This is a genomic window from Type-D symbiont of Plautia stali, from assembly GCF_001485335.1.
In the GTDB taxonomy this organism is placed as follows: domain Bacteria; phylum Pseudomonadota; class Gammaproteobacteria; order Enterobacterales; family Enterobacteriaceae; genus Pantoea; species Pantoea vagans_C.
Genome location: NZ_BBOC01000021.1, coordinates 26692 through 47128, shown reverse-complemented (window position 1 = coordinate 47128; position 20437 = coordinate 26692). Strand labels below are relative to the sequence as shown.

At 52.4% G+C, this 20437-nt stretch carries 17 protein-coding genes and 1 pseudogene; 10 read left to right on the top strand and 8 right to left on the bottom strand.

Features of this window, described 5'->3' with window-relative positions; genetic code table 11:
* The first annotated feature begins 458 nt into the window (after nucleotides 1-458).
* A complete protein-coding gene (locus PSSD_RS09050; RefSeq protein WP_058970781.1) occupies nucleotides 459-1082 on the top strand; it encodes a response regulator in 624 nt (207 codons plus the stop codon).
* Between the two features lie 34 nt (nucleotides 1083-1116).
* Here PSSD_RS09050 and PSSD_RS09045 read toward each other — a convergent pair whose 3' ends face one another.
* The 4 genes from PSSD_RS09045 to PSSD_RS09030 form a co-directional block, all read right to left on the bottom strand.
* The gene (locus tag PSSD_RS09045; RefSeq protein ID WP_235589205.1) at nucleotides 1117-4647 is read right to left on the bottom strand and encodes an ATP-binding protein; all 3531 of its coding nucleotides are present in this window, start codon (nucleotides 4645-4647) and stop codon (nucleotides 1117-1119) included.
* Nucleotides 4648-4729: 82 nt separating this feature from the next.
* Nucleotides 4730-5353: a response regulator gene (locus PSSD_RS09040; RefSeq protein WP_058970776.1), complete on the bottom strand. Its 624-nt coding sequence runs from the start codon at nucleotides 5351-5353 to the stop codon at nucleotides 4730-4732.
* 252 nt (nucleotides 5354-5605) lie between these two features.
* Nucleotides 5606-6619 carry an AI-2E family transporter gene (locus PSSD_RS09035; protein WP_058970773.1) on the bottom strand — a complete coding sequence of 338 codons (1014 nt, stop codon included), beginning with the start codon at nucleotides 6617-6619 and terminating at the stop codon, nucleotides 5606-5608.
* A gap of 64 nt (nucleotides 6620-6683) precedes the next feature.
* Nucleotides 6684-7787, bottom strand: a complete 1104-nt coding sequence (locus PSSD_RS09030) for an AI-2E family transporter (protein WP_039330546.1) — start codon at nucleotides 7785-7787, stop codon at nucleotides 6684-6686.
* Between the two features lie 170 nt (nucleotides 7788-7957).
* Here PSSD_RS09030 and PSSD_RS09025 point away from each other — a divergent pair, with 170 nt between their 5' ends.
* The 4 genes from PSSD_RS09025 to PSSD_RS09010 all read left to right on the top strand — a co-directional run bounded on the left by PSSD_RS09025 (nucleotide 7958) and on the right by PSSD_RS09010 (nucleotide 12509).
* On the top strand, nucleotides 7958-8197 hold the full coding sequence (locus tag PSSD_RS09025; RefSeq protein ID WP_058970770.1) for a DUF1272 domain-containing protein: 240 nt from the start codon (nucleotides 7958-7960) through the stop codon (nucleotides 8195-8197).
* Nucleotides 8198-9067: 870 nt separating this feature from the next.
* Nucleotides 9068-9523, top strand: a complete 456-nt coding sequence (locus PSSD_RS09020; protein ID WP_058970767.1) for an RcnB family protein — start codon at nucleotides 9068-9070, stop codon at nucleotides 9521-9523.
* Nucleotides 9524-9633: 110 nt separating this feature from the next.
* Nucleotides 9634-10461, top strand: coding sequence for a Cof-type HAD-IIB family hydrolase (locus tag PSSD_RS09015; protein ID WP_058970764.1), 828 nt, complete (start codon nucleotides 9634-9636; stop codon nucleotides 10459-10461).
* Between the two features lie 125 nt (nucleotides 10462-10586).
* On the top strand, nucleotides 10587-12509 hold the full coding sequence (locus tag PSSD_RS09010) for a methyl-accepting chemotaxis protein (protein WP_058970761.1): 1923 nt from the start codon (nucleotides 10587-10589) through the stop codon (nucleotides 12507-12509).
* 31 nt (nucleotides 12510-12540) lie between these two features.
* Here the strand turns inward: PSSD_RS09010 and PSSD_RS09005 are convergent, their stop codons facing one another.
* On the bottom strand, nucleotides 12541-13686 hold the full coding sequence (locus tag PSSD_RS09005) for an iron-containing alcohol dehydrogenase (protein WP_058970825.1): 1146 nt from the start codon (nucleotides 13684-13686) through the stop codon (nucleotides 12541-12543).
* Nucleotides 13687-13977: 291 nt separating this feature from the next.
* Here PSSD_RS09005 and gntT point away from each other — a divergent pair, with 291 nt between their 5' ends.
* Nucleotides 13978-15294, top strand: coding sequence for a gluconate transporter (gntT, locus tag PSSD_RS09000; protein WP_039330541.1), 1317 nt, complete (start codon nucleotides 13978-13980; stop codon nucleotides 15292-15294).
* A 42-nt stretch (nucleotides 15295-15336) separates the two neighbouring features.
* Here gntT and PSSD_RS08995 read toward each other — a convergent pair whose 3' ends face one another.
* Nucleotides 15337-16419, bottom strand: a complete 1083-nt coding sequence (locus PSSD_RS08995) for a malate/lactate/ureidoglycolate dehydrogenase (protein WP_058970822.1) — start codon at nucleotides 16417-16419, stop codon at nucleotides 15337-15339.
* 107 nt (nucleotides 16420-16526) lie between these two features.
* Entirely contained in the window at nucleotides 16527-16772 is a 246-nt protein-coding gene (locus PSSD_RS08990; protein WP_058970758.1) for a hypothetical protein, read from the bottom strand.
* Between the two features lie 201 nt (nucleotides 16773-16973).
* Here PSSD_RS08990 and PSSD_RS28570 point away from each other — a divergent pair, with 201 nt between their 5' ends.
* The 4 genes and pseudogenes from PSSD_RS28570 (at nucleotide 16974) to PSSD_RS08975 (ending at nucleotide 19018) form a co-directional block, all read left to right on the top strand.
* Nucleotides 16974-17114, top strand: coding sequence for a small membrane protein YohP (locus PSSD_RS28570; protein WP_500812362.1), 141 nt, complete (start codon nucleotides 16974-16976; stop codon nucleotides 17112-17114).
* A 439-nt stretch (nucleotides 17115-17553) separates the two neighbouring features.
* Nucleotides 17554-17871 (top strand): annotated as a pseudogene (locus tag PSSD_RS26515) (lipid IV(A) palmitoyltransferase PagP); the annotation flags it as partial.
* Between the two features lie 150 nt (nucleotides 17872-18021).
* Nucleotides 18022-18231, top strand: a complete 210-nt coding sequence (cspE, locus tag PSSD_RS08980; protein ID WP_034829024.1) for a transcription antiterminator/RNA stability regulator CspE — start codon at nucleotides 18022-18024, stop codon at nucleotides 18229-18231.
* Between the two features lie 361 nt (nucleotides 18232-18592).
* Entirely contained in the window at nucleotides 18593-19018 is a 426-nt protein-coding gene (locus PSSD_RS08975; RefSeq protein ID WP_058970752.1) for a GNAT family N-acetyltransferase, read from the top strand.
* Here PSSD_RS08975 and PSSD_RS08970 read toward each other — a convergent pair.
* Nucleotides 19002-20357 (bottom strand): aminotransferase-like domain-containing protein, encoded by a 1356-nt coding sequence (locus PSSD_RS08970; RefSeq protein WP_058970749.1) that lies wholly within the window; start codon nucleotides 20355-20357, stop codon nucleotides 19002-19004. The genes PSSD_RS08975 and PSSD_RS08970 overlap by 17 nt on opposite strands.
* Nucleotides 20358-20437: the final 80 nt, after the last annotated feature.

Here is a 20437-nt window from a genome sequence, read left to right as displayed (position 1 = left end):
GGTGGCAATTATACAGAATTATTGACAGGCTCTAATATTCCCAGGAGTAATGGCTTCACTCTAATCAGGTAAGCCATTACGAATGCCCTTGATAATCCCGCCAGATATGATGTCAGAACAACGTTAAATATTCTCTCCCATAACGTCTCCAGCAGTTACTCATATACACTCTCAGCTTGCCGTTCTTGATTTTCTCGGTCGTAACCGCAATTGCTGGCAAGCATATGCACGGTTCGATTCCCCCCATAACATCACTCTTGCAGGCATTTCATTCATTTAATCAGTGCATTTTTTTCTTTACTCACCAATACGCAAAAATCAGACATTCAACGGGTTATTTATTTTAGTCATCAGCCCGAACGACCGATTTAACCTGTAGATAAGCCCTGAGTGACTGAGGTGGCTGCCGCAGCCCTCTCGATGAAATTCAGAAATCGCCAATCTGCGCAAGGTGAAGAATGAAAAATGTATTGATTGTGGATGATCACCCCGTCACGCGCTTCGCCGTCAAGCTGCTGCTTGAAAAGCAAAATCTGGTGGTGGCTGCGGAGGTGAATGACGGTTTGCAAGCCATTGTGCTGGTGAAAAAGTTGCGGCCAGATTTACTCATCATTGATATCGATATCCCTTCACTTAACGGTATTGACGTTGTACAGCGCATCCGCCAGCAAGGGTCGGATATCGGTATTCTTGTGCTGTCGGGCAAGGACAGTGAACACTATATTCGGCGCTGTGCCAGTGCAGGCGCCGATGGGTTTATCAGCAAACGCAAAGAGTTAGTAGAGTTGCATGATGCGCTGAGTGCGATGCGCCGTGGCTACGGCTATTTTCCCGGCGCGCGTGCACGGCGGCTGATGCTCGCTGAGGCGCACAGTGCACAGGATAAAATCGCCACGCTCACCGCCAGAGAAATGGATGTGATGCGTTATCTGGCGCAGGGTATGAAAATTGTTGAGATTGCTAAAATCATGAACATCAGCGACAAAACCATCAGCACCTACAAGTGCCGCATGATGGAAAAATTAGAACTGAAAAATATGATCGACCTGTATGACTTTACGCTGCAACACAATCTGGATTAATTCCTTGACGAGAGAAAACAGCGAGCCTCATTGCTTAAGAGGCCCGCTGTTCCTGAATGAAGTTCTGAATGGCTTGGTTAAGCAGTTGCACACAACTGAGAGTTTCATCCAGCATCTGTTTAATTTCAGCGGCCTCTAAGGGGGTGACGCAGAGCTCTTCCAGCTTGCGACACTGCGCGGCGATGTCTAACGCACCGATGATTTGCACCGATCCCGCCAGCCGATGCAGGCTACGCTCCAGGGCTGGCCAGTCACCTTTGTCACAGCTGGTGTAGGCGAACTGCATATCGCGCAGGTTCTCTTCACGGGTGGCACTCAGTAATCGCTCTAACATCTCGGCGTCGTGGTGTGCCAGATCGCGCAGCGCATTGAGGTCGAGGAGCTGATGCAGCTTGAGGTGCTTTGAGGTAGTGGCGGCAGCTGAACGCGGGATGTTATGCAGGATTGCTTCCAACTGGGGTAAACGCAGCGGTTTGAACAGGCAATCATCCATGCCAGCATCCAGGCAACGCAGGCGCTCTTCCGGTTGGGCATTGGCGGTCAATCCCATAATCGTTAAGGGTCCACGTTGTTTTTGGCGCAGCTGGCGAGTTAAGGCAAAACCATCCATCACTGGCATACTGCAATCTGTAATCACCAAATCAACGGTGTTTTCCTGCCATAGCCATAACGCCTGTTCTCCATTCTCTGCTTCAATCACGTTATGCCCCAGGCGAGTGAGTTGTCGTTTCAGCAACAATCGGTTGGCCGGGTGATCGTCCACCGTCAAAATGGTGAGGGGCAAATTGCAACACTCCTGCTGGGAAACTGCCTCGACCGGGATATCCAACGCTTTACGGCTGGAGAGCGGGATATGCACGCTAATACGGGTGCCGCGGCCGGGTTGGCTGTGCAGGGCGATGCATCCGCCCATCATCGCCACCATCTGCTCGCAGATCGCCAGACCTAATCCTGTCCCGCTCTGTTTTTTGCCTGAAGCCGATTGTTCATAGGGATTGAAAATCAGCTGCTGCTCAACCTCACTGATGCCAATGCCGGTGTCCTGCACGATCAATTCCAGTTGAATCTGATCATCCTCACGAGGTTGACTGCGAATCTGCACTTCCACCGATCCGCGCTCGGTGAATTTGATGGCGTTGCTGATCAGGTTGGAGAGGATCTGCCGTAGACGCATCGGATCGACATAGATTTCATCGGGATGCAGTGCGTCAATGTGGTAATGCAGCAGCAAGCCTTTCTGACGTGCCAGGCCAGAAAACACCCGCACCACGGGTTCAGCCAGCGTCTCAAAGCTTACCCATTCCGGGGTGAACTCCAGCTTGCCGGACTCAATTTTGGCCATATCGAGGATATCGCCAATCAGCCCCATCAGTGACTGCGCGGATTCATAGGCCACCCGCACCGACTCCTTATCACACGGCTGCTGCTGGCGATCGGTCACCGCCAGTTCCAGCAGGCCAATAATCGCGCTGATTGGCGTGCGGATTTCATGACTCATGGTGGCAAGGAAGGTGCTCTTGGTGCGGTTTGCCTGCTCGGCGCGCTCTCGGGCTAAAGAGAGCGCGCGCGTCAGGCGTTCATGCTCGGTGACATCCTGCCAGCTACAAATTAACCCCGCGATATTGCCGTAATGATCACGGAAGGCTTCAGCCCGATGGATCACTTCACGTCGCTCGCGTCCGTTATCGATCTGTCCACGCTGTGGTGGCATGACTCGCGACGTTTGTTCCGCCAGCAGCGCCATTTGTGCCTGGCAGATGCTGTGCAATGGGTGCGCGGTATCACTGAGAGGAAGTTGGCAGATGTGGCTGTATTCTTCGGCAAAAAACTGGCTCCATGCCGGATTTTTGTTGGTTAATTCTCCCGCACTGTTGATGACATAAATCGGCACCGGCGTGCCGTTAAACAGAGTCCGCTGAAACGCGGCCTGCTCCTGTAGACGGGCCTGTGCCTCTTTGCGTTGGCGTATCGCGCGGTGCAAATGATAGTTCCAGAACAGAGAGGTGATCACCAGCAGCGCAAAGATCCCCGCCAGCCAATAGAACTCGTGGCGATAGGCCAGCCAAGTATCCAGTTTGACATCCGGCGTGCCCTGCCATTTCATCGTCAGTTGCGAAATATCGCGGGGAGAGAGGGCCGCCAGCGCTTTATTCAAAATGCTGAGTAGCTCTGGGTTTTCGCGCCCAATGGCAAAGGCGATGCGGGCAGGATGTTCCCCCAGACGCGCCGAAATCTGCAGTCGATTGCTGAAGTAGCGGTCGATCATATATCGCGCGGATATCAGGTTGTTCACCGCGCTGTCGACGCGTCCTTCATTAACCATTTGCAGCGCGATGCTGGCATTCTCAACGTTCACCAGTTTGATATGGGGATAATTTTCCGTCAGCCACTGAGTGAGTTCATGCTGTGGAGTAATAGCGAGAGTGGTGATCTCGCTGAGTGAATTCGGCGATCCCAGCGAATCTTTACTGACTAAAACATAGGGCGGATAAACATAGGGCCGCGAAAATAACGCACGATCTTCCCGCTGCGCGCTGTAGGTCAGTGAGCCGGCAAACTCGGCCTGATGACTGCTCAACTTATCCAGCATGTCGTTGACCGAGGAAGCTTCAACCATTTTGAAATTCAGCCCGGTGCGCAGATGAATCAAGCGCAGCAAATCCGCTGTCATGCCATTGAAGCTGTTCTGACGATCTTTCAGGGTAAAGGGCGCGTCTAAGGGATTGATCACCACACGTAGCACTTTGTGTTGGCGCAGCCAGCGCCGCTCACTGTCATTGAACAGTTGCGGCTGAGCAGCCAGTGAAGCGGGTAGGCTTTGTCCCCACTGGTGAAATAAGGCCTGATGCTGCTGTTGTGGAATGGCATTAATAACCTTATTCACCGCGCGAAGTAGCGGTGCATTGGCGGCGAGGAAGACAAATCGGTGGCCAGCATCGGTGCGTTCAAAAATGCGCACGACCGAGAGTGTGGAAGCGTAGTTGCGCTCAATCAGATAGCTGGCAGAGGTCAGATTGCCGATAAACACCTCATTTTCGCCAAATGCGACCGAGGCTAGCGCGCTCAATGCGGACGGGTAGCGGGTGATTTTTGCTTCTGGATAGCGGCTCTCCACCCATGCATCACTCAAGTAGCCACGCTGCAGGGCGATGTGCAGTTGTGCAGGCTCATCCTGGCGGGCAGACAACCTGTTTTCTTGTGACACCATGGCGGGGAAGTCATCAACCACTGATTGGCTGAGCAAGAGTTCTGGCGGGGTTTCCTGATTGCCTGCGCCCGTAACCAGCATATCCAGCGCGCCCTGTTGTAGGGCGTCAAAGGCAGCACTGCGACTGGGAAAGTAGTGCGTTTTTATCTGAAGCCCAAGATGATGCAGCACCAGTTTGGTGTAATCAGCCGATAAGCCCTCTAAGGTATTCGCGTCGCTGGTGAGATTAAAAGGGGGATTATCGGGTGCATAGACACCCACTTTGATCTCGCGTTTTTTACCCAGCCAACGCCAGTCGTTATCGGACAGGGTAAACGTCAGTGGGATAATTTGCTCGCGACTGAATATCTGCATCATCCGAGACTCTTCCGCCTGCGCGGGCAGAATGAACAGGCTAAAAAAGAGAGTAAGCAGATACGCTAATTTAAGCATGAGAGATTCAGGAGATATTATTGCGTTTGGCGAATTCGTAGAGTCCGACCATATTATGAATGTCCAGTTTCTCCATCAGGCGGCGTTTATAAGTGCTGACTGTCTTGTCGCTTATTTTCATTTTTTGTGCCATCTCGACCACTTTCATTCCTCTGGCTAAAAACACCAGCACCTGAAGTTCTTTACTGGAAAGCGCTTCAATTTTCGCTTTGTCCGCTGGTTCATCATCGGCCATGCCATGGCGTTTACGATTTAACGGAAAATAACCGTATCCTGCGTTAATCGCTCTGATCGCATCGTGTAATTCCGTCATATTATTGCGTTTGCTAATAAACCCATCCGCACCTGCGTTGGCGCTGCGTTTGATGTAGTGATCGCCGTCCTTGCCCGTCAGGACTAAGATGCCGCCGCCAAAGTCATTGTTGCGTAAGCGTTGTACCAGATCGATGCCGTTGTAGGAGGGCATATCGATATCCACGATAATTAAATCCGGTGAGAGTCTTTTGGTGAGGTTCATCGCTTCAAAGCCGTCATCAGTTTCACCGATGACATTCATATTATCCGTTTCAAGTAATAATCGGAGTGCCATCCTGACTACCGGATGATCATCAACAATAAGCACATTCTTCATGTCACAGTCCTGTTAATCACGAAAGAATTCATTAGATGTTATTTTAATGGTTAATGGATTTTATGATTAAAGTCTGAGTGGCGCAAATATTAATTTTGTAGTGGTTGCCTTACGGCGTTAATATCCATTTCTGACTAACTTTTAATTGTTTTTAATATATTATTTATTTCGCGTGGTGTTTTTAAGGTATTTAATTAACAGGCAGGGTTAATCATTGTCGTTGGGCACTTGTGTGCCCAGGACGACAATATTTTATTCGCTGCTTAAATCTGGCTGGCGCACTGCCAGCCAGACTTTTTTCAGCAGGAAGGTGAGGGGAATGGCAAGAATTGCGCCGGTGATGCCGAGCAGCGCTTGCCAGAACAGGAAAGCCAATAGCTGTACTGTCAGCGTCATATTGAGTCGTTTGCCCAGCATCAGCGGTTCCAGCACCGAACTCAGCAGCAGGTTGAGAGCGACAAAAAATGCCACCATCATCAGACTGGTTTTGATATCGAACATGATAAAGGTTTGGATCACCGGCGGAATTGCCGCCAGGAACGAACCCAATACCGGAATGTAGTTGAAGATAAACATCAGCACGCCCCACAAAAAGGCGAACTTCAGCCCAATCATATGGGCCACTGCCCAGACAATCACACCACCGAGTAGACCGGTAAACGTTTTGACTCGCGCATAGACCAGCACGCTCTGAATCCCTTCCTCCAGTGCCGTGAATAAGCGGGAGTGCCGTTCGCTGGCGCGTACTACGCGTTTTAGCAGTGGCAGTTCAATCAGCATAAACAGCAGCATCAAAAACACCATCAGCCACCAGGAGAGTAAGCCGGGAATCATCGACAGTTGCGTGGTGACGAAGCGTACCACCGCCCCCGCATCAACGAAATTCAGCATCTCATCGGCGGTGAGGATAATGCCCATCTGGCTGAGGGATTGCGTCAGGTATTGCAGCTTGGCGGCGACCAGATTAGGCGCCTGGCGGCTGAGTTTAATCAGATCGGGTGCCGACGCGCTGAGTGACATGATGGTGATCACGATCAGCATTAACAGGATGACGATCACCAGCAGTGAAGAGAGGGCGCGAGGAATGCCGCGCTGTGCCAGGCGGCTAATCAGCGGGTCCAGCATGGCGGCAAGAAAAATAGCCAACAGCACCTGATTGATCAACGGTGCAGCGAGCCGCAAGCCCAGTAAAACCAAGGTGAGGCATGCGAGCAGGAACAGGGCTTGCGCCACGGGGGAGAGCGTTTTTAACCAACCCTGGTACATCGGTGCAGTTCTCCAGTCAGCGGGCGGTTACCCAACGTGGGCAACCGTCTGATCGGGAAACCGCTTACTCGCGCAATTTCCCCTCTTCGATAAACTCTTCATCGATCTCTTCGGCATTCTCACGGTTGTCACGTCCGGAGAGCAGATTCCAACAGGCGATAAACAGTGCTGCAATCAGCGGGCCGATGACAAAACCGTTGATACCGTAAACTTCCATGCCGCCGAGCGTAGAGATCAGGATCAAGTAGTCTGGCATTTTGGTGTCTTTACCCACCAACAGGGGACGTAAAATGTTGTCCACTAAGCCAACCACCACCACGAAGAAACCGACCAGGAACAACCCTTTCCACACCGCGCTGGTGGCGAAGAAGAAAATCGCTGCTGGTACCCAAACTATAGCTGAACCCACCGCCGGGATCAGCGACAGGAACGCCATCAGCGTGCCCCACAGCAGACTGCCATCAATGCCGGTGATCCAGAAGGCGATACCGCCCAGAATCCCCTGAACCACTGCCACCACGACCGTGCCTTTCACCGTAGCACGGGACACCGCCGCGAACTTCATCATCAGATGATGCTTTACGTAGGTTGAAAGCGGCAGCGCTTCCAGCATCAACGCCACTAACCATGCGCCATCCTTTAACAGGAAGAACAGCAGGTAGAGCATTACGCCAAAACCCACGGTGAAGGTGAAGGTACCTTTGCCGATCAGGAACACACTGCCGGCCATATACTGACCGCCTTTTAACGCAAACTCAGACAGTTTTTGCTGAATCTGTCCGGCATTGTCGAGGTGATTTTCAGCGAGATAGTTACGCGCCCATGAAGGTAAATGCTGCATCAGATCGGCAAACACCGCAGGGAACTGCGACGAGTTGTTCTGCAGCTTGGTGTAGACGGTGTTGACCTCCACCACCATTGAAGAGGTGATGATGGCCAGTGGCGTGAAGACGATCAGGCAAATGATCGCTAAGGTGGCAAAGGCAGCCAGCCCGTTGCGATCGCCCATTTTGCGGCGCAGCAGGGATTTTAATGGATGGAAGATCACCGCCAGAATCGCAGCCCAGAAGATGGCGGAAAAGTAGGGTGTCAGCACATCAAAAAAGGCGACCGTGACGATCGCCAAAATCACAATAAAGAAACCGAAGTTAAGGCCTTTGATTCGCATTGCATAATCTCATGTGTAAATGTGGCGATTGAACTATAGAACGTGAAACGCGGAATGTAATGCTTTTGCCCTGAAGGATTGTCCCGATCTGTCCGGGTGGTGTCCGTCAGCAGTCTGGTGCTGACCGCACAAGCAGGTGATGATGGGCCCTAAACTGAGAGGAGATCGCCATGCTGGAACTTCGTCCTAACTGCGAATGCTGTGATAAAGATTTGCCGCCCGAGTCACCGGATGCCCGTATTTGTTCGTTTGAATGCACCTTCTGTGTCACCTGCGTGGAAACCATCCTGAACCAGCGCTGCCCGAATTGCAGCGGCGAGTTGGTGCGCCGTCCGGTTCGTCCTGCTGCCGCGTTAGTGCGTCATCCGGCATCGACAACACGACATTTGTCGGTATCGTCAACGCGTTGATTCCGTTGTCTACACGTCCACTATTATTTTTTTAATGCAATCATCTGCCTGAAATAACTTTATCTGAGGTGCAATCTTCTATTGTCAGACCCGTCAGGGATGAAAAAACACTCAGTTAAATAGAAAGCGAGGGATAATCCAAAACTCAGTGTGGATAATATTAAGCGCGGTATTAATCACAGATGTGTATTAATGGGGCTAATAAGGCTTTTAATCTGATAAGCGCGTAAGGGAATGATGAATAACAATGAAGTTTGCTTTGAATAAACAGTCCATTTAGAAGTGATTTTTTCAATTCCCCTTCTTTTTTAGTGGGTTATGTGTTTTTTTTATGGCAAGGGCGTGCTTTTTTTACGCTGCGCTCCTCTGCAAAAAAGAAAAGAGTGCTTAATCACTCCCCCGACTCTGGTCAGAGCACAGACCTTATTTGTCAGGAAGTGAGCGTCAGCGAAATATAATTTTATTTTCCCCGTTAAATTTTTACGGTTTTTTCCGAAAAGCAGGTGGTTCTAAAAGAATTTTGCATTTTAAAGTGGTATTGTTTATCGGCAATGCTAGTGATGTGGCGTTGTGTGCTTCAGTTTTACCCTCAAATTTGCAGGGTTTACCCGCTTTATGCAATTTATGGAATTAGCATTATCCACCCGATCCTCGCGATCGGGTTTCTTTCCCCCTCCCATCTCCATTTTTTGTTCACATTAAGTCCATTTGATGTCAGAAAAGACACAATCGTTAAGAAAGCGATAATTCGCGGTAATTTATTGTAAGTCACCGATTTTTTAGGAATTTTGGAAATCCTCTTTTGCTGCCATTTGATGAATAGTGATACTCAACGGTGCGAGAACTGCCGTTATCATTGGAGGCAACATCATGAAAAAAACAACATCAAATCTTATTGCGTCACTTATTGCATGCAGCTCACTGTTTTCAGCCGTCACCTGGGCCGATGGTCCGGGCAACCAACACTGGCAGCCGCACGGCGGCGACCAACATCAGGACCACGGCCGTGGCCCTGATCATGGCGGCGACCATGGTCCCGATCATGGTCATGGCCCGGATCATCACGACCGTTATGCTGACCATCGTATGCCGGAAGGACACCACGGTGGCGACCACTTCGCGTGGAATGGCCATGATTTCCGCCGTGGACACCCAATGCCACCAGAATTCCGTGGCCCACATTATCGTGTAGATGACTGGCGTGAACGTCGCCTGCCGGAGCCTCCGCGTGGTGAGTACTGGTCTTATGTTGACGGTAACTATGTGTTGATTGCCGCAGCAACAGGCGTGATCACCTCGCTGATTCTGAACGGCGCGTTTAACTAATATCTCTTGCACGGATGGTGTCCACCATCCGTGTTTCTCTCCGCTTTCTTCGCTCACCAGGTTATCCTCTCTACGGCCCTTTTTTCCTTTCAATGCGCTAAGGAGTCATGATGACCGTGGTAAAAATGGTGGCGGTGGATAAGGACGGCACCTTCCTCGACGATAAGAAACAGTACAACCGGGCACGTTTTCAGGCCTGTTATCAGGAAATGAGACGGCGCGGCATCAAATTTGTGGTCGCCAGCGGCAACCAGTATTACCAGCTCAAATCCTTCTTCCCCGACATCTCCAGTGAAATTGCTTTCGTGGCCGAAAATGGCGCGTGGATCATCGACTGCGACGAAGAGTTGTTCTGCGGCTCGTTCTCTCGCGCGGACATTGACGCGGTGCTCGATACCCTGCATAACGGACACTATCCAGAACTGCGCTACATTCTGTGTGGACGCGACAGCGCCTACTACTTCGAAGGTATCGAAGAGAGTTGGCTGGTCAAAATGCGTCACTACTGCCATCGTCTGAAGCCGATTCGCAGCCTCGATGAGGTCGGCGATGACAAACTCTTCAAGTTTGCCCTTAACCTGTCTGATGAATACGTTGAGCCGCTAATGGCGGACATTGAGCGCCTGCATCAGGGTTCGGCTGCGGCGACATCCAGCGGCCACGGATCGGTGGATTTAATCGTGCCGGGCAATCACAAAGGCCATGGACTCGATCTGCTGGGCAAACGCTGGGGCATCGATCGCAGTGAGATTCTGGTGTTCGGCGATGGCGGCAACGATCTGGAGATGCTGCAGCAATCCGGTTTTAGCTTTGCCATGGCGAATGCGCCGCAGAAAGTTAAAGACGCGGCGCGCTTTGAGGCTCCCAACAATAACCAAGAGGGCGTGCTGCAGGTGATTGAACAGATGCTGGCGGGCAAACCACCCTTTGTCATTTAATCGTCATGCAGCCTTAAGCTATTCCTGACTTTGCCGATACTCGATTGTGACGGAACGCACAATTCGCCGCTGAGCGGCAGTTTCTTATCTCAATCGAAAATGCAGTCGGTAAGTAAGGATAAATTATGTTGCCAACCCGTTTGGCTGCCCGCATGACGTTGGGCGGCCTGTTATTGCTTTGTGTTACTACCGCAGTGGTGTTCTCCGTATTGATGTTGCGCGGTCAGCCGCGCGTCATCGAAGCCAGCCATACGCTGATTGAGCAGGCCGGCAACAACCTTGTCAGTCAATTGAATCAGCAACTGGTTCGCATCGAAGGCGAAGCCGTCAGTATGGCGCGTCTGGCAGAAGTCCTGCCGCACGATGCCACACTCTGGCAGCAGAGTTTCCCGCAGATTATCAACAGCAGCGGCGATAAAACCATCGCGGGCGGCGGTGTGTGGCCCGAACCGGACGCCTTTACCCCCGGCGTGCAGCGTCGCAGTTTTTTCTGGGCGCGACAGAACGATGGCTCGCTGGCCTATTCGGATGGCTATAACCAGCCGGAGGGGAATCCCTATCAACAAGAGAGTTGGTACAGCGCCGTGCGCAGTACGGCGCGCGATCGCTGCGGCTGGTCTGAGGTTTATCAGGATCCGGTGTCCGGCGTGAAAATGGTGACCTGCAGCGTGCCTTATGTGGCTGGGGACCGGTTTGCCGGGGTCGCGACTCTGGATGTGCAACTGGATAACCTGGCGGGCTTTATGCAGCAAAAAGGGCAGGTCACAGGCGGTTACGCGTTTGCGCTGGATAGCGCAGGGAATCTGCTCTATTACCCAGGTCAGGATTTAAAGACCTTGAGCACCCTGAAAAGCCTGACCGAGAAATCAGCGTGGCTCGCGCCACTGGCAGAGCAAATTAGCCAGCTCAAAGGTGCAGGGGATGTGCAAAAGATGTCGGATTTTGCCGATGATTATCTGCACACCCGTGCACAGGTGACACTGTTCCGTATGCCTGGCACCGGATGGGTGGTGGGGCTGGTGACGCCGGAAAATGTGGTCAGCGGTCTGGCGCGAACCATGATGCGCGACATCTTTACCTTCCTGATCCCGGCGATGATTGTGCTGCTGTTGCTCACCTGGATGTTTACCCAACGTATTGGTCAGCGCTTGAAAGCGACGCATGTGGCGCTGGACGCGATTGCTCACGGCGATGGTGACCTGACGCGTCGTTTAACCAAAAGCGGGCGTGATGAGTTAGCCGATATCGCCGAGGCCTTTAACAGTTTTGTCGATAAAATTGCTGGCGTGATCTCCCGTGTGCAGGGTAGCGGTGAAACCGTTGCCGCCAATGCTTCTGGCCTGGCGCAGAGTAATCATGCCTTATCCGAAAAGATTGCCGAACAGGTCGCTGCACTGGAACAGAGTGCCGCCGCGATGGAGCAGCTTAACGCCACCGTGCAGCAGAACGCCGAAAACACCCGGCTTGCCGATGCGGCGGCGGAGCAAACCGCCAATATTGCGCGTAGCAGCAGTGAGGTGATGAGTGAAGTGGTGAGTACCATGGGCTCGATTCAATCTTCCTCACGTCGTGTGGCGGAGATCCTGACGGTAATCGACAGCATTGCGTTCCAGACCAATATTCTGGCGCTGAACGCGGCGGTTGAAGCGGCGCGCGCGGGTGAACAGGGCAGAGGCTTTGCTGTGGTGGCCTCGGAAGTGCGCGCGCTGGCGCAGCGTAGTGCCACGGCGGCGCAGGAGATTAAAGCGCTGATCGCTGATTCGGACAGCAACGTGCTGGCGGGCAGTAAGCTGGTGCAGGGCGCGGGCCAGCAATTGACGCAGTTGGTCGGTGATGTGCATAAGGTGAAGCAGGTGGTCAGCGAAATGCGCGTCGCGGGAGATGAGCAGAGCAAAGGGATTGCGGAGGTGACGCTGGCCGTTTCGCAAATGGAGCGGGGCATTCAGCAGAACCTGATGTTAGTGACGCAAACGGCGGAAAATACCCAAGCCTTGCGTGATGAAGCCGCACAGCTGGCGCAAGAGATTGCGATGTTCAAGGTGGTGTAGTTCATGGGCGGCCTTCAGGCCGCCCGCTTTATCAAACCACGCGCCACGCGGCGGAGATTATCTCGGTCAGGGTTGGGGCATCGTAACTCACCCAGCCATTTTTACTGTTGGCGCGTGCCACAATCCAGTCGACCTCGGTGGCGCTCAGCGTCGGACCCTCCTGCCAGAACGGCACAATCGCGTGCTGTTGCAACCAGGCTTTGAGTGCCAGCGCCGGTGGGGCCGGATCCTCTGGCAGCAGCGCTTGACCTAACTGCGCCATCAGACGCTGTTGATCGGCATTTTCACTTTCGGCCAGCACATCAAGGAACGGGAACAGTAAGCGACCACAGACTTCACCGTGATGGAACGGCTTAATCGCGCCCAGTTCACCGGCGATCCCGTGGATCACACCCAATCCTGCGCTGCTCAGGCAAACCCCACCAAGCCAGGAGGCCATCATCATCGCTTCTCGTGCTTCGTCACCTTGCTGGTCATCACGATTCAGGTTCGGCCAGGCTGTAAAGAATAACCGCAGGCCGTTCAGCGCGGTTTGCTGGGTAAAGAGATTCCCTTTACGTGACAGGTACGCTTCGAACAAGTGGGTAAAAGCATCGATGGCGCAGGTCGCCAGTACGCTATCCGGTGAACCTTTGAGTAAATCGGGATCGAGAATCGCGACCTGCGGCACAAACACCGGATGGCGCAGCGACGCTTTAATCTGAATATGCTGTTGATCGGTCACCACGGCATTTTGCGTCGCTTCACTGCCGGTCCCTGCGGTGGTCGGGATGGCAATCAACGGCAAGGTGATAGCCTGAACGGCGGTATCCCCCACTTTTTCCAGATAGCGCGCGGTATTCAGCGGATGCTGCATCATGGCACTGAACGCTTTTGCCGCATCCAACACGCTACCGCCGCCTATCGCGACCACACGGTCAACGTGACCGCGCCAGCGGTTGACCCACGCATCGATTTCATCGGGAGAGGCTTCATGGCTGACAATCTCGTAGCCCAAAATCTGGTCATTCAGCGCGGCACCCAGTCGTTGCCAGGCCGGGCCATTAAGAAATGAGCGGCCACAAAACAGCAGAGTAGGTTGGGGATTGGCCGCTAACAGCGGCACCAGGCGGTCAATGCTACCGCGACCAAACAGGGTTTGTTGATTACTGTACAACTCGATCAGATTCTCACTCACCTGCATGTCCTTTTTGAATGGCGTAAAGAATCTAGTGTAACCAAAAGCCGTGACGTCCCCGTGGCAAACATTCTGATAACCACCAGGCAAAAAGTTGATCACCTTCGCAAAACAGAAATTCCGCCGCCGCATCTGATGCTTTGTGCGCAATGTTACCCTTAACATGATACCCGTAACATCGCGTAAGCGACTTAACGCCAGGCGCAGATGTCGTGAAATTCAAAGTCCTCTGGGATAACCAAAAACAAACCGCTGGCGACTTCTCGTCGTACGCAAAAGTGGAGAAAAATTATGCCATTACTCTATGTGGCGATTGGCGTCGCATTACTGCTGCTGCTGATGATCCGATTCAGACTAAACGGGTTTATTGCGCTAATCCTGGTCGCGTTGGCGGTGGGCATGATGCAAGGAATGCCGGTCAATAAAGTGATTGGATCAATCAAAGCCGGTGTCGGTGGCACTTTAGGCAGCCTGGCGCTGATTATGGGCTTCGGTGCCATGCTGGGCAAACTGCTGGCGGATTGCGGCGGGGCGCAACGTATCGCCACCACGCTGATCGACAAATTTGGCCCGAAGCATATTCAATGGGCACTGGTGCTGACCGGCTTTACTGTGGGCTTCGCGCTGTTCTATGAAGTCGGTTTTGTGTTGATGTTGCCGCTGGTGTTCAGCGTGGCAGCCTCAGCGCGTGTCCCGTTACTCTTTGTTGGCGTGCCGATGGCGGCCGCGTTGTCTGTAACGCACGGTTTCCTGCCTCCGCATCCGGGTCCAACGGCGATTGCCACGCTGTTTAATGCCGATATGGGTAAAACGCTGCTGTACGGCACGCTGTTAGGTATTCCAACGGTGATTCTTGCCGGTCCGGTTTATGCGCGTTTCCTGAAAGGCATCGACAAGCCGATCCCTGAAGGACTGTGGAACCCGAAAACCTTTACTGAAGCGGAAATGCCTGGCTTCGGTGTCAGCGTGGGAACTGCACTGGTACCGGTGATTCTGATGGCATTGCGCGCAGTGGCCGAAATGGTGTTGCCAAAAGGGCACCTGTTATTGCCGTATGCCGAGTTCTTCGGCGACCCGATCATGGCAACGCTGATCGCGGTGTTAATCGCCATTTTCACCTTCGGTCTGAACCGCGGCCGCAGCATGGATGAAGTGATGGGCACCATTACCGATTCGATCAAAATCATTGCCATGATGCTGTTGATCATTGGTGGTGGTGGCGCATTCAAGCAGGTGCTGGTGGACAGCGGCGTGGATAAATATATCGCCAGCATGATGCATGAAACCAATGTCTCGCCGATCTTTATGGCGTGGTCGATTGCCGCGGTGCTGCGTATTGCGCTGGGTTCAGCAACGGTAGCGGCGATTACCGCAGGCGGCATCGTCGCACCGTTGATTGTCACTAGCGGCGCCAGCCCAGAACTGATGGTGATTGCGGTGGGTTCCGGCAGCGTGATCTTCTCGCACGTTAACGATCCCGGCTTCTGGCTGTTCAAGGAGTATTTCAACCTGACGATTGGTGAAACCATTCGCTCGTGGTCGGCGCTGGAAACCATTATTTCGGTGTGCGGTTTGGTGGGCTGTCTGCTGCTCGCAAATGTGATCTAAATGCAAGGCTGAGGTATTGCACCTCAGCCTTATGCCAGCGGTCTACTGTGCCAGGGCACGGAAGGCCGCTAACTCCTCTTCGGGCATTCCGGCGGTAAGTGCAGCCGCGCAGATTTGCTCCCAGCTATTACTGTCCAGCGGAATGCCATCACGATCGCGATCAACGCGATTCTGCTCCTCCCATTCGCCTGGCACCTGAATCGGTGCATCACCGCTTTGTGGTGAACGTTTCACCCACTCAAGGAAAGATTCCGCCTCTTCCTGCATCGCAGGGGCATCGAACGCCTCGGGATTGACGATAATCGTGGTCATGCAGTTGAAAATAGCATCATGGCTGCTGACCAGGGTGGCATCGTGGGTGGTGCGGCCACCGGAAAGCGCACCACCGAGAATCTCGCACATGGTCGCCAGTGCATAGCCTTTATGCAGGCCAAACGGCATCAGCGAGCCATAGGGGGCCTGATGCATCACACCTGGTTCCGTGGTGGGCTGGCCCTGATGATCGATTAAATAACCCGGCGCAACCTGCTGGTCTTTATTCCAGGCCACGCGTGTTTTGCCAAAGGCAATGCCGCTGGTGGCGAAATCGAGCAGCAGCGGTTTGGCGTCACGACGTGGGAAGATGGCGCAGAACGGATTGGTGCCAAAACGACGATCGCTGCCATTAAACGGCGCAACCATGGGATCACCCATCACATTGACGAAATGGAAGGAGACAAACCCCGCCGCCGCGCACTGTTCCGCCCAGTGACCAATACGGCCGATATGGTGCGAGTGATGCAGCCCAACCGCCGCAATACCCAACTTCGCTGCACGCTCAATACCGTGCTGCATGGCCTCGTGTGCTGCAACCTGACCAAATCCGTTGTGGCCGTGCAGCGTGATAACGGCACCCGCATCTTTTTCGATGGTGGCGTGCTGGTTAAGCTGCAGAAACCCCTGAGACAGAGAGTTCATATAGCTGGGGATCATGCCGACGCCATGTGAATCGTGGCCTGCCAGATTCGCGGCGACCAGGTGATCGGCAACCAGACGCGACTCTTCAGCGCTGCTGCCTGCGTGCAACCAAATGGCTTGGACAAACTGATGCAACTGGGAAGGGGAAATACGATAGAGGGCACTCACGCGGTCAATCTCCATGTCATCATTAATCAGGCATCCTGCGCCGAAAACATTAATAACCGCAAGTAAGGGTTTTAGAAGCAAAGGGCCACAAACCGTGGCCCAAAATCTTAGTGTGGCTGTTCAAAGCCGGCTTTAACCATTTGTTCACGCAAAGCGCGGGTAATTTCACGGTTCCCACCCGTGACAGGATAAATGACATTGTTGACGACATCGTCAAGGTAGTGCTCTTCAAACTCTTGCATGGTGAGTTGTGTGCCCCCCTCATCATTGATGGCAAAACTGCCACTGATGTGGTTGCCATAATCCTTTGCCTTCAGGCTGTAACGCCCCATGCTGGTATTAATCGTGCTCATAAGATCTCCTTGTTACGTAGGCAGTGATAACAATTGAGGCCTGCTAGAGGCGCTTTAATTTTAGACAGTTCGAGGCTGCCTTGTGCGGTCAGACGAGGGGGGAAATTGCGACCTGCGACCGGTCTCGCAGAAATTTAATTGAAGTGAAAGTAACAACCATCCTCTTACGTGACAGGGCTCGCAGTCGGCGGCGAACTCAGAATGATCATCTATACTGGAATGGCGACGCGTTATTTTTCATCACTGAAGGAGCGAATAATGAAAATAATCCTGTGGATCATTGCCATCATCTTTATTGTGGGACTGTTGACGATTACTGGCGTGTTTAAACTGATTTTCTAACACTAACAGGCACCTTTGGGTGCCTGCTAAATTTATTCGGCGCGCGACGCGGCCCACTCATCACAGGTTAGCAGCGGCGGATGCAGATCTTGCTGATTGATTGGCTTACCACAGCCTGCGCAGCAAGCCCCATGGTGACGAGGTGCACTGTTGTTTTCACGCTTAGGCAACGTGAAAAAGAATTTAACGCAACCGCAGTGGCTACAGCGAATGGTCATCTCAATATTCCCCTCTCTCCTTCCTGGAAAGATGAGATTTATCTCATTCGTTCTTTGAGTTCAATTCATAAATTTAATTAATTTGTTTACGATGTAAATGATCAGGGCTAAGTGGCTGAATATTAACTTATATCATGATTCAACTATCACGGGTGGTGTGCATTTTTTGCACCTGCTTATCATTAAAATACGGCTAACTTTGCGTTTATTGCTGACTCATCCTCACCTGGCATAGCCGTTTGGCTTTGGATGTTCAACACATGAAAAAATACCATTCTTGTCCCCGGGGGGGCAGGCGGTGCGTTTCCCGTTGGAGTGAAAAGGCAACATGGTGTCCCTTAAACGACCAAAGCTCCCACATCGCAGCAGGCTACACCGCGGGTGTAACGGGGGGAGATAACTGGTGCTATATCCCTGTTCCGTTGATTTTATCATTAGCATCAATCGGATACGGGCCAGCCACTTTCCAAATGACTTATATTCCAGAGACTTATAATAATGGCAATGTCTATTTTGCCTGGCTGAGATTCCCGTTTTAAACGGTGAAAAGCGTCAGAAAGTGTGAAGGAGGTGGAAAAAATCAATATTTATCACTTTTTCATCAATTCGCACTGGACAAATGTCACCGCAATTGCTGTACTACACGTCGACACAGTTTAGTGTCCATTTTTCATGTAAAGGTAATATAGATGTCCAAGATCAAAGGTAACGTTAAGTGGTTTAATGAGTCGAAAGGCTTCGGTTTCATTACTCCAGAAGATGGCAGCAAAGATGTATTCGTACACTTCTCTGCAATCATGAGCAATGGTTTCAAAACTCTGGCTGAAGGTCAGCGTGTAGAGTTCGAAATCACTGACGGCGCTAAAGGCCCATCTGCTGCTAACGTTATCGCTCTGTAAGTTAACAGTTAGAATTCTGAAAACCCGCCTAATGGCGGGTTTTTTTTCGCCTTAATTTTACATCTGCCACCAGGTGTGCGCATAGGCCAGCACGGCAGCGATCGCGACGCTGGTAGCGATAAGTTCATTCAACGTACGTGGGACTAAATTTTTCATGGCTTATGCCTCGGAAATTCATTTCCTCCAGCATGGCAAAGCCAGGTTAAGCCAACCTTAAATTGCCGTGACACTCCGATGACAAGGCACATTCTGCGGCGTATCTCACAGATAATATCAGTAACATTCTCATAACAATCCTTACTTGCAGCTTTTTGCTGAACAACGCTATATAACTGCAGTCAGGGACTTATGAGGAGGCAGGATGAACATACGTCAGGCTCAAGCAAAAGACAGTTTTGCGTTGAGTGCGCTGTTAACTGAGCTGGGTTACAGCGGCACGGAAAAATTTATTGATTCACGTTTAGCCCAGCTGTGTAACCATCCTGATGAGATATTGCTGGTGGCGGAGCATGGCAATCAGGTTTTGGGCTTTCTCTCACTGCATTTCATTCCACAACTGGCCCTCTCTGGCGACTTCGCGCGTATTAGCTATTTCTGTATTGCCGAAGGCGAACGCAGCAAGGGCAGTGGGCAGCAGCTGCTCAATCACGCTGAGCAGTTGGCGATAAAACGCGGATGTGACCGGATGGAAGTGCATTGTCACTCATCCCGCCTTAAAGCGAATCAGTTTTATTCGAGAGAAGGCTATGTGGAGTCACCGCGCTATCACATCAAAGATCTGGGGTAGTTTTCAGTTCTCGACCTGAGGCGATGACGATAGCGTCTGCGATGCTGTCCAGCTGTTCGAATGGCAATAGCGCGGCGCTGACGCGGATAAATTGCCGACTGTTAATGCTACAGCGCTCACCTGGCAGCACGGCAATGCCACGTGCAGCTAAGGTAATCATCGCGTACTGTTCTGACTCCACCGGAATCAGAACACTGAGCCCATCACGCTCTTCCAGCACCATTCCACGAGCCGCCAGTGCCGCGAGCAGCTGTTGGCGGCGCTGTGCATAGGCGGTTTTTGCCCGCTGGATACACTGTTGCGTGGTGTCATCAGTCAGCATCCATGCCACGGCGTCTTGCAAAATTCGACTGGTCCAGCTCACGCCAAAGTTACGCCATGACTGTAATCGTTTCACCATATCTGCCGTACCGGACAGCACTGCCAGCCGGAGATCCGGGCCATAGGCTTTGGAGAACGAGTGGACGTGGATAACGCGTTCCGGGAAGTGAAAGCCCAGGCTCCAGACCGGCCAGCGTGACAGGTCGCCGATGCCGTCATCCTCCACTATCAGGGTGTTGCTGTTTGCCAACGCGCGGGCCAGTTCGGCGCTGCGGCGCTGGGTGACACTGTGCCCTGTTGCTGAATGGGTGCGCGGCTGATAGATAAACATGGCCGGTGACTTTTGCAGATGCGTGGTTAATACGGCAGGCAGCGGGCCTTGCTCGTCACAGGGCAGCGGTAAAATTTCTGCGCCGATATTATCCAGCATATCCAACAGGCGTGTGGCCGTCGGATCTTCGATGATGACCCGATCGCCAGGCGACAGCAAGGTTTGCACGATCAGGTTCATGGCATCAAATCCGCCATCGGTGGCGAGCCAGGCCTGTGCCGGATAGGGCCAGCGCGGCTGGATCGCAGCCTGTAACTGCGGCGAGATCGCCTCACGTTGATAGCTGTTGAGATCGGTTGAGGTAATGCCCGCCAGCATCGCCTGTCTGAGGTCCGGTAGCAGCGCAGGGTCCGGCGACGCCATCGCCAGTGACGCTTTAATGTTTTCGCCGTAATTGCCAATTTTTTCAAAGCGAATCGGGCGGGGCAGCACGCTGTTGCCACAGACCCAGACACCACTGCGACCTTTTCCCGCCAGCACTTTCTGCTTCTTCAACTGCGCCCAGGCAGCAGATACGGTTGCCGGGCTGACGCCCAACCGTTCTGCCAGTTCACGTACCGCCGGCATCTGCATACCCACCGCGATTTCCCCGTCACGAATCAGAGTTGAAGTGGCGTGAGTAATCCCCTTCACCGAAGCGTCATCAATCTGTTGGCTAAGCCACTCTACGTCTACATTTTGCGTCATAAGAAAATCATTTGTTCAGTAACAAAGAATTGATTGTTCAGATTAGTATTCGCGTTTTAGACTCAATTTCAAGCATTATT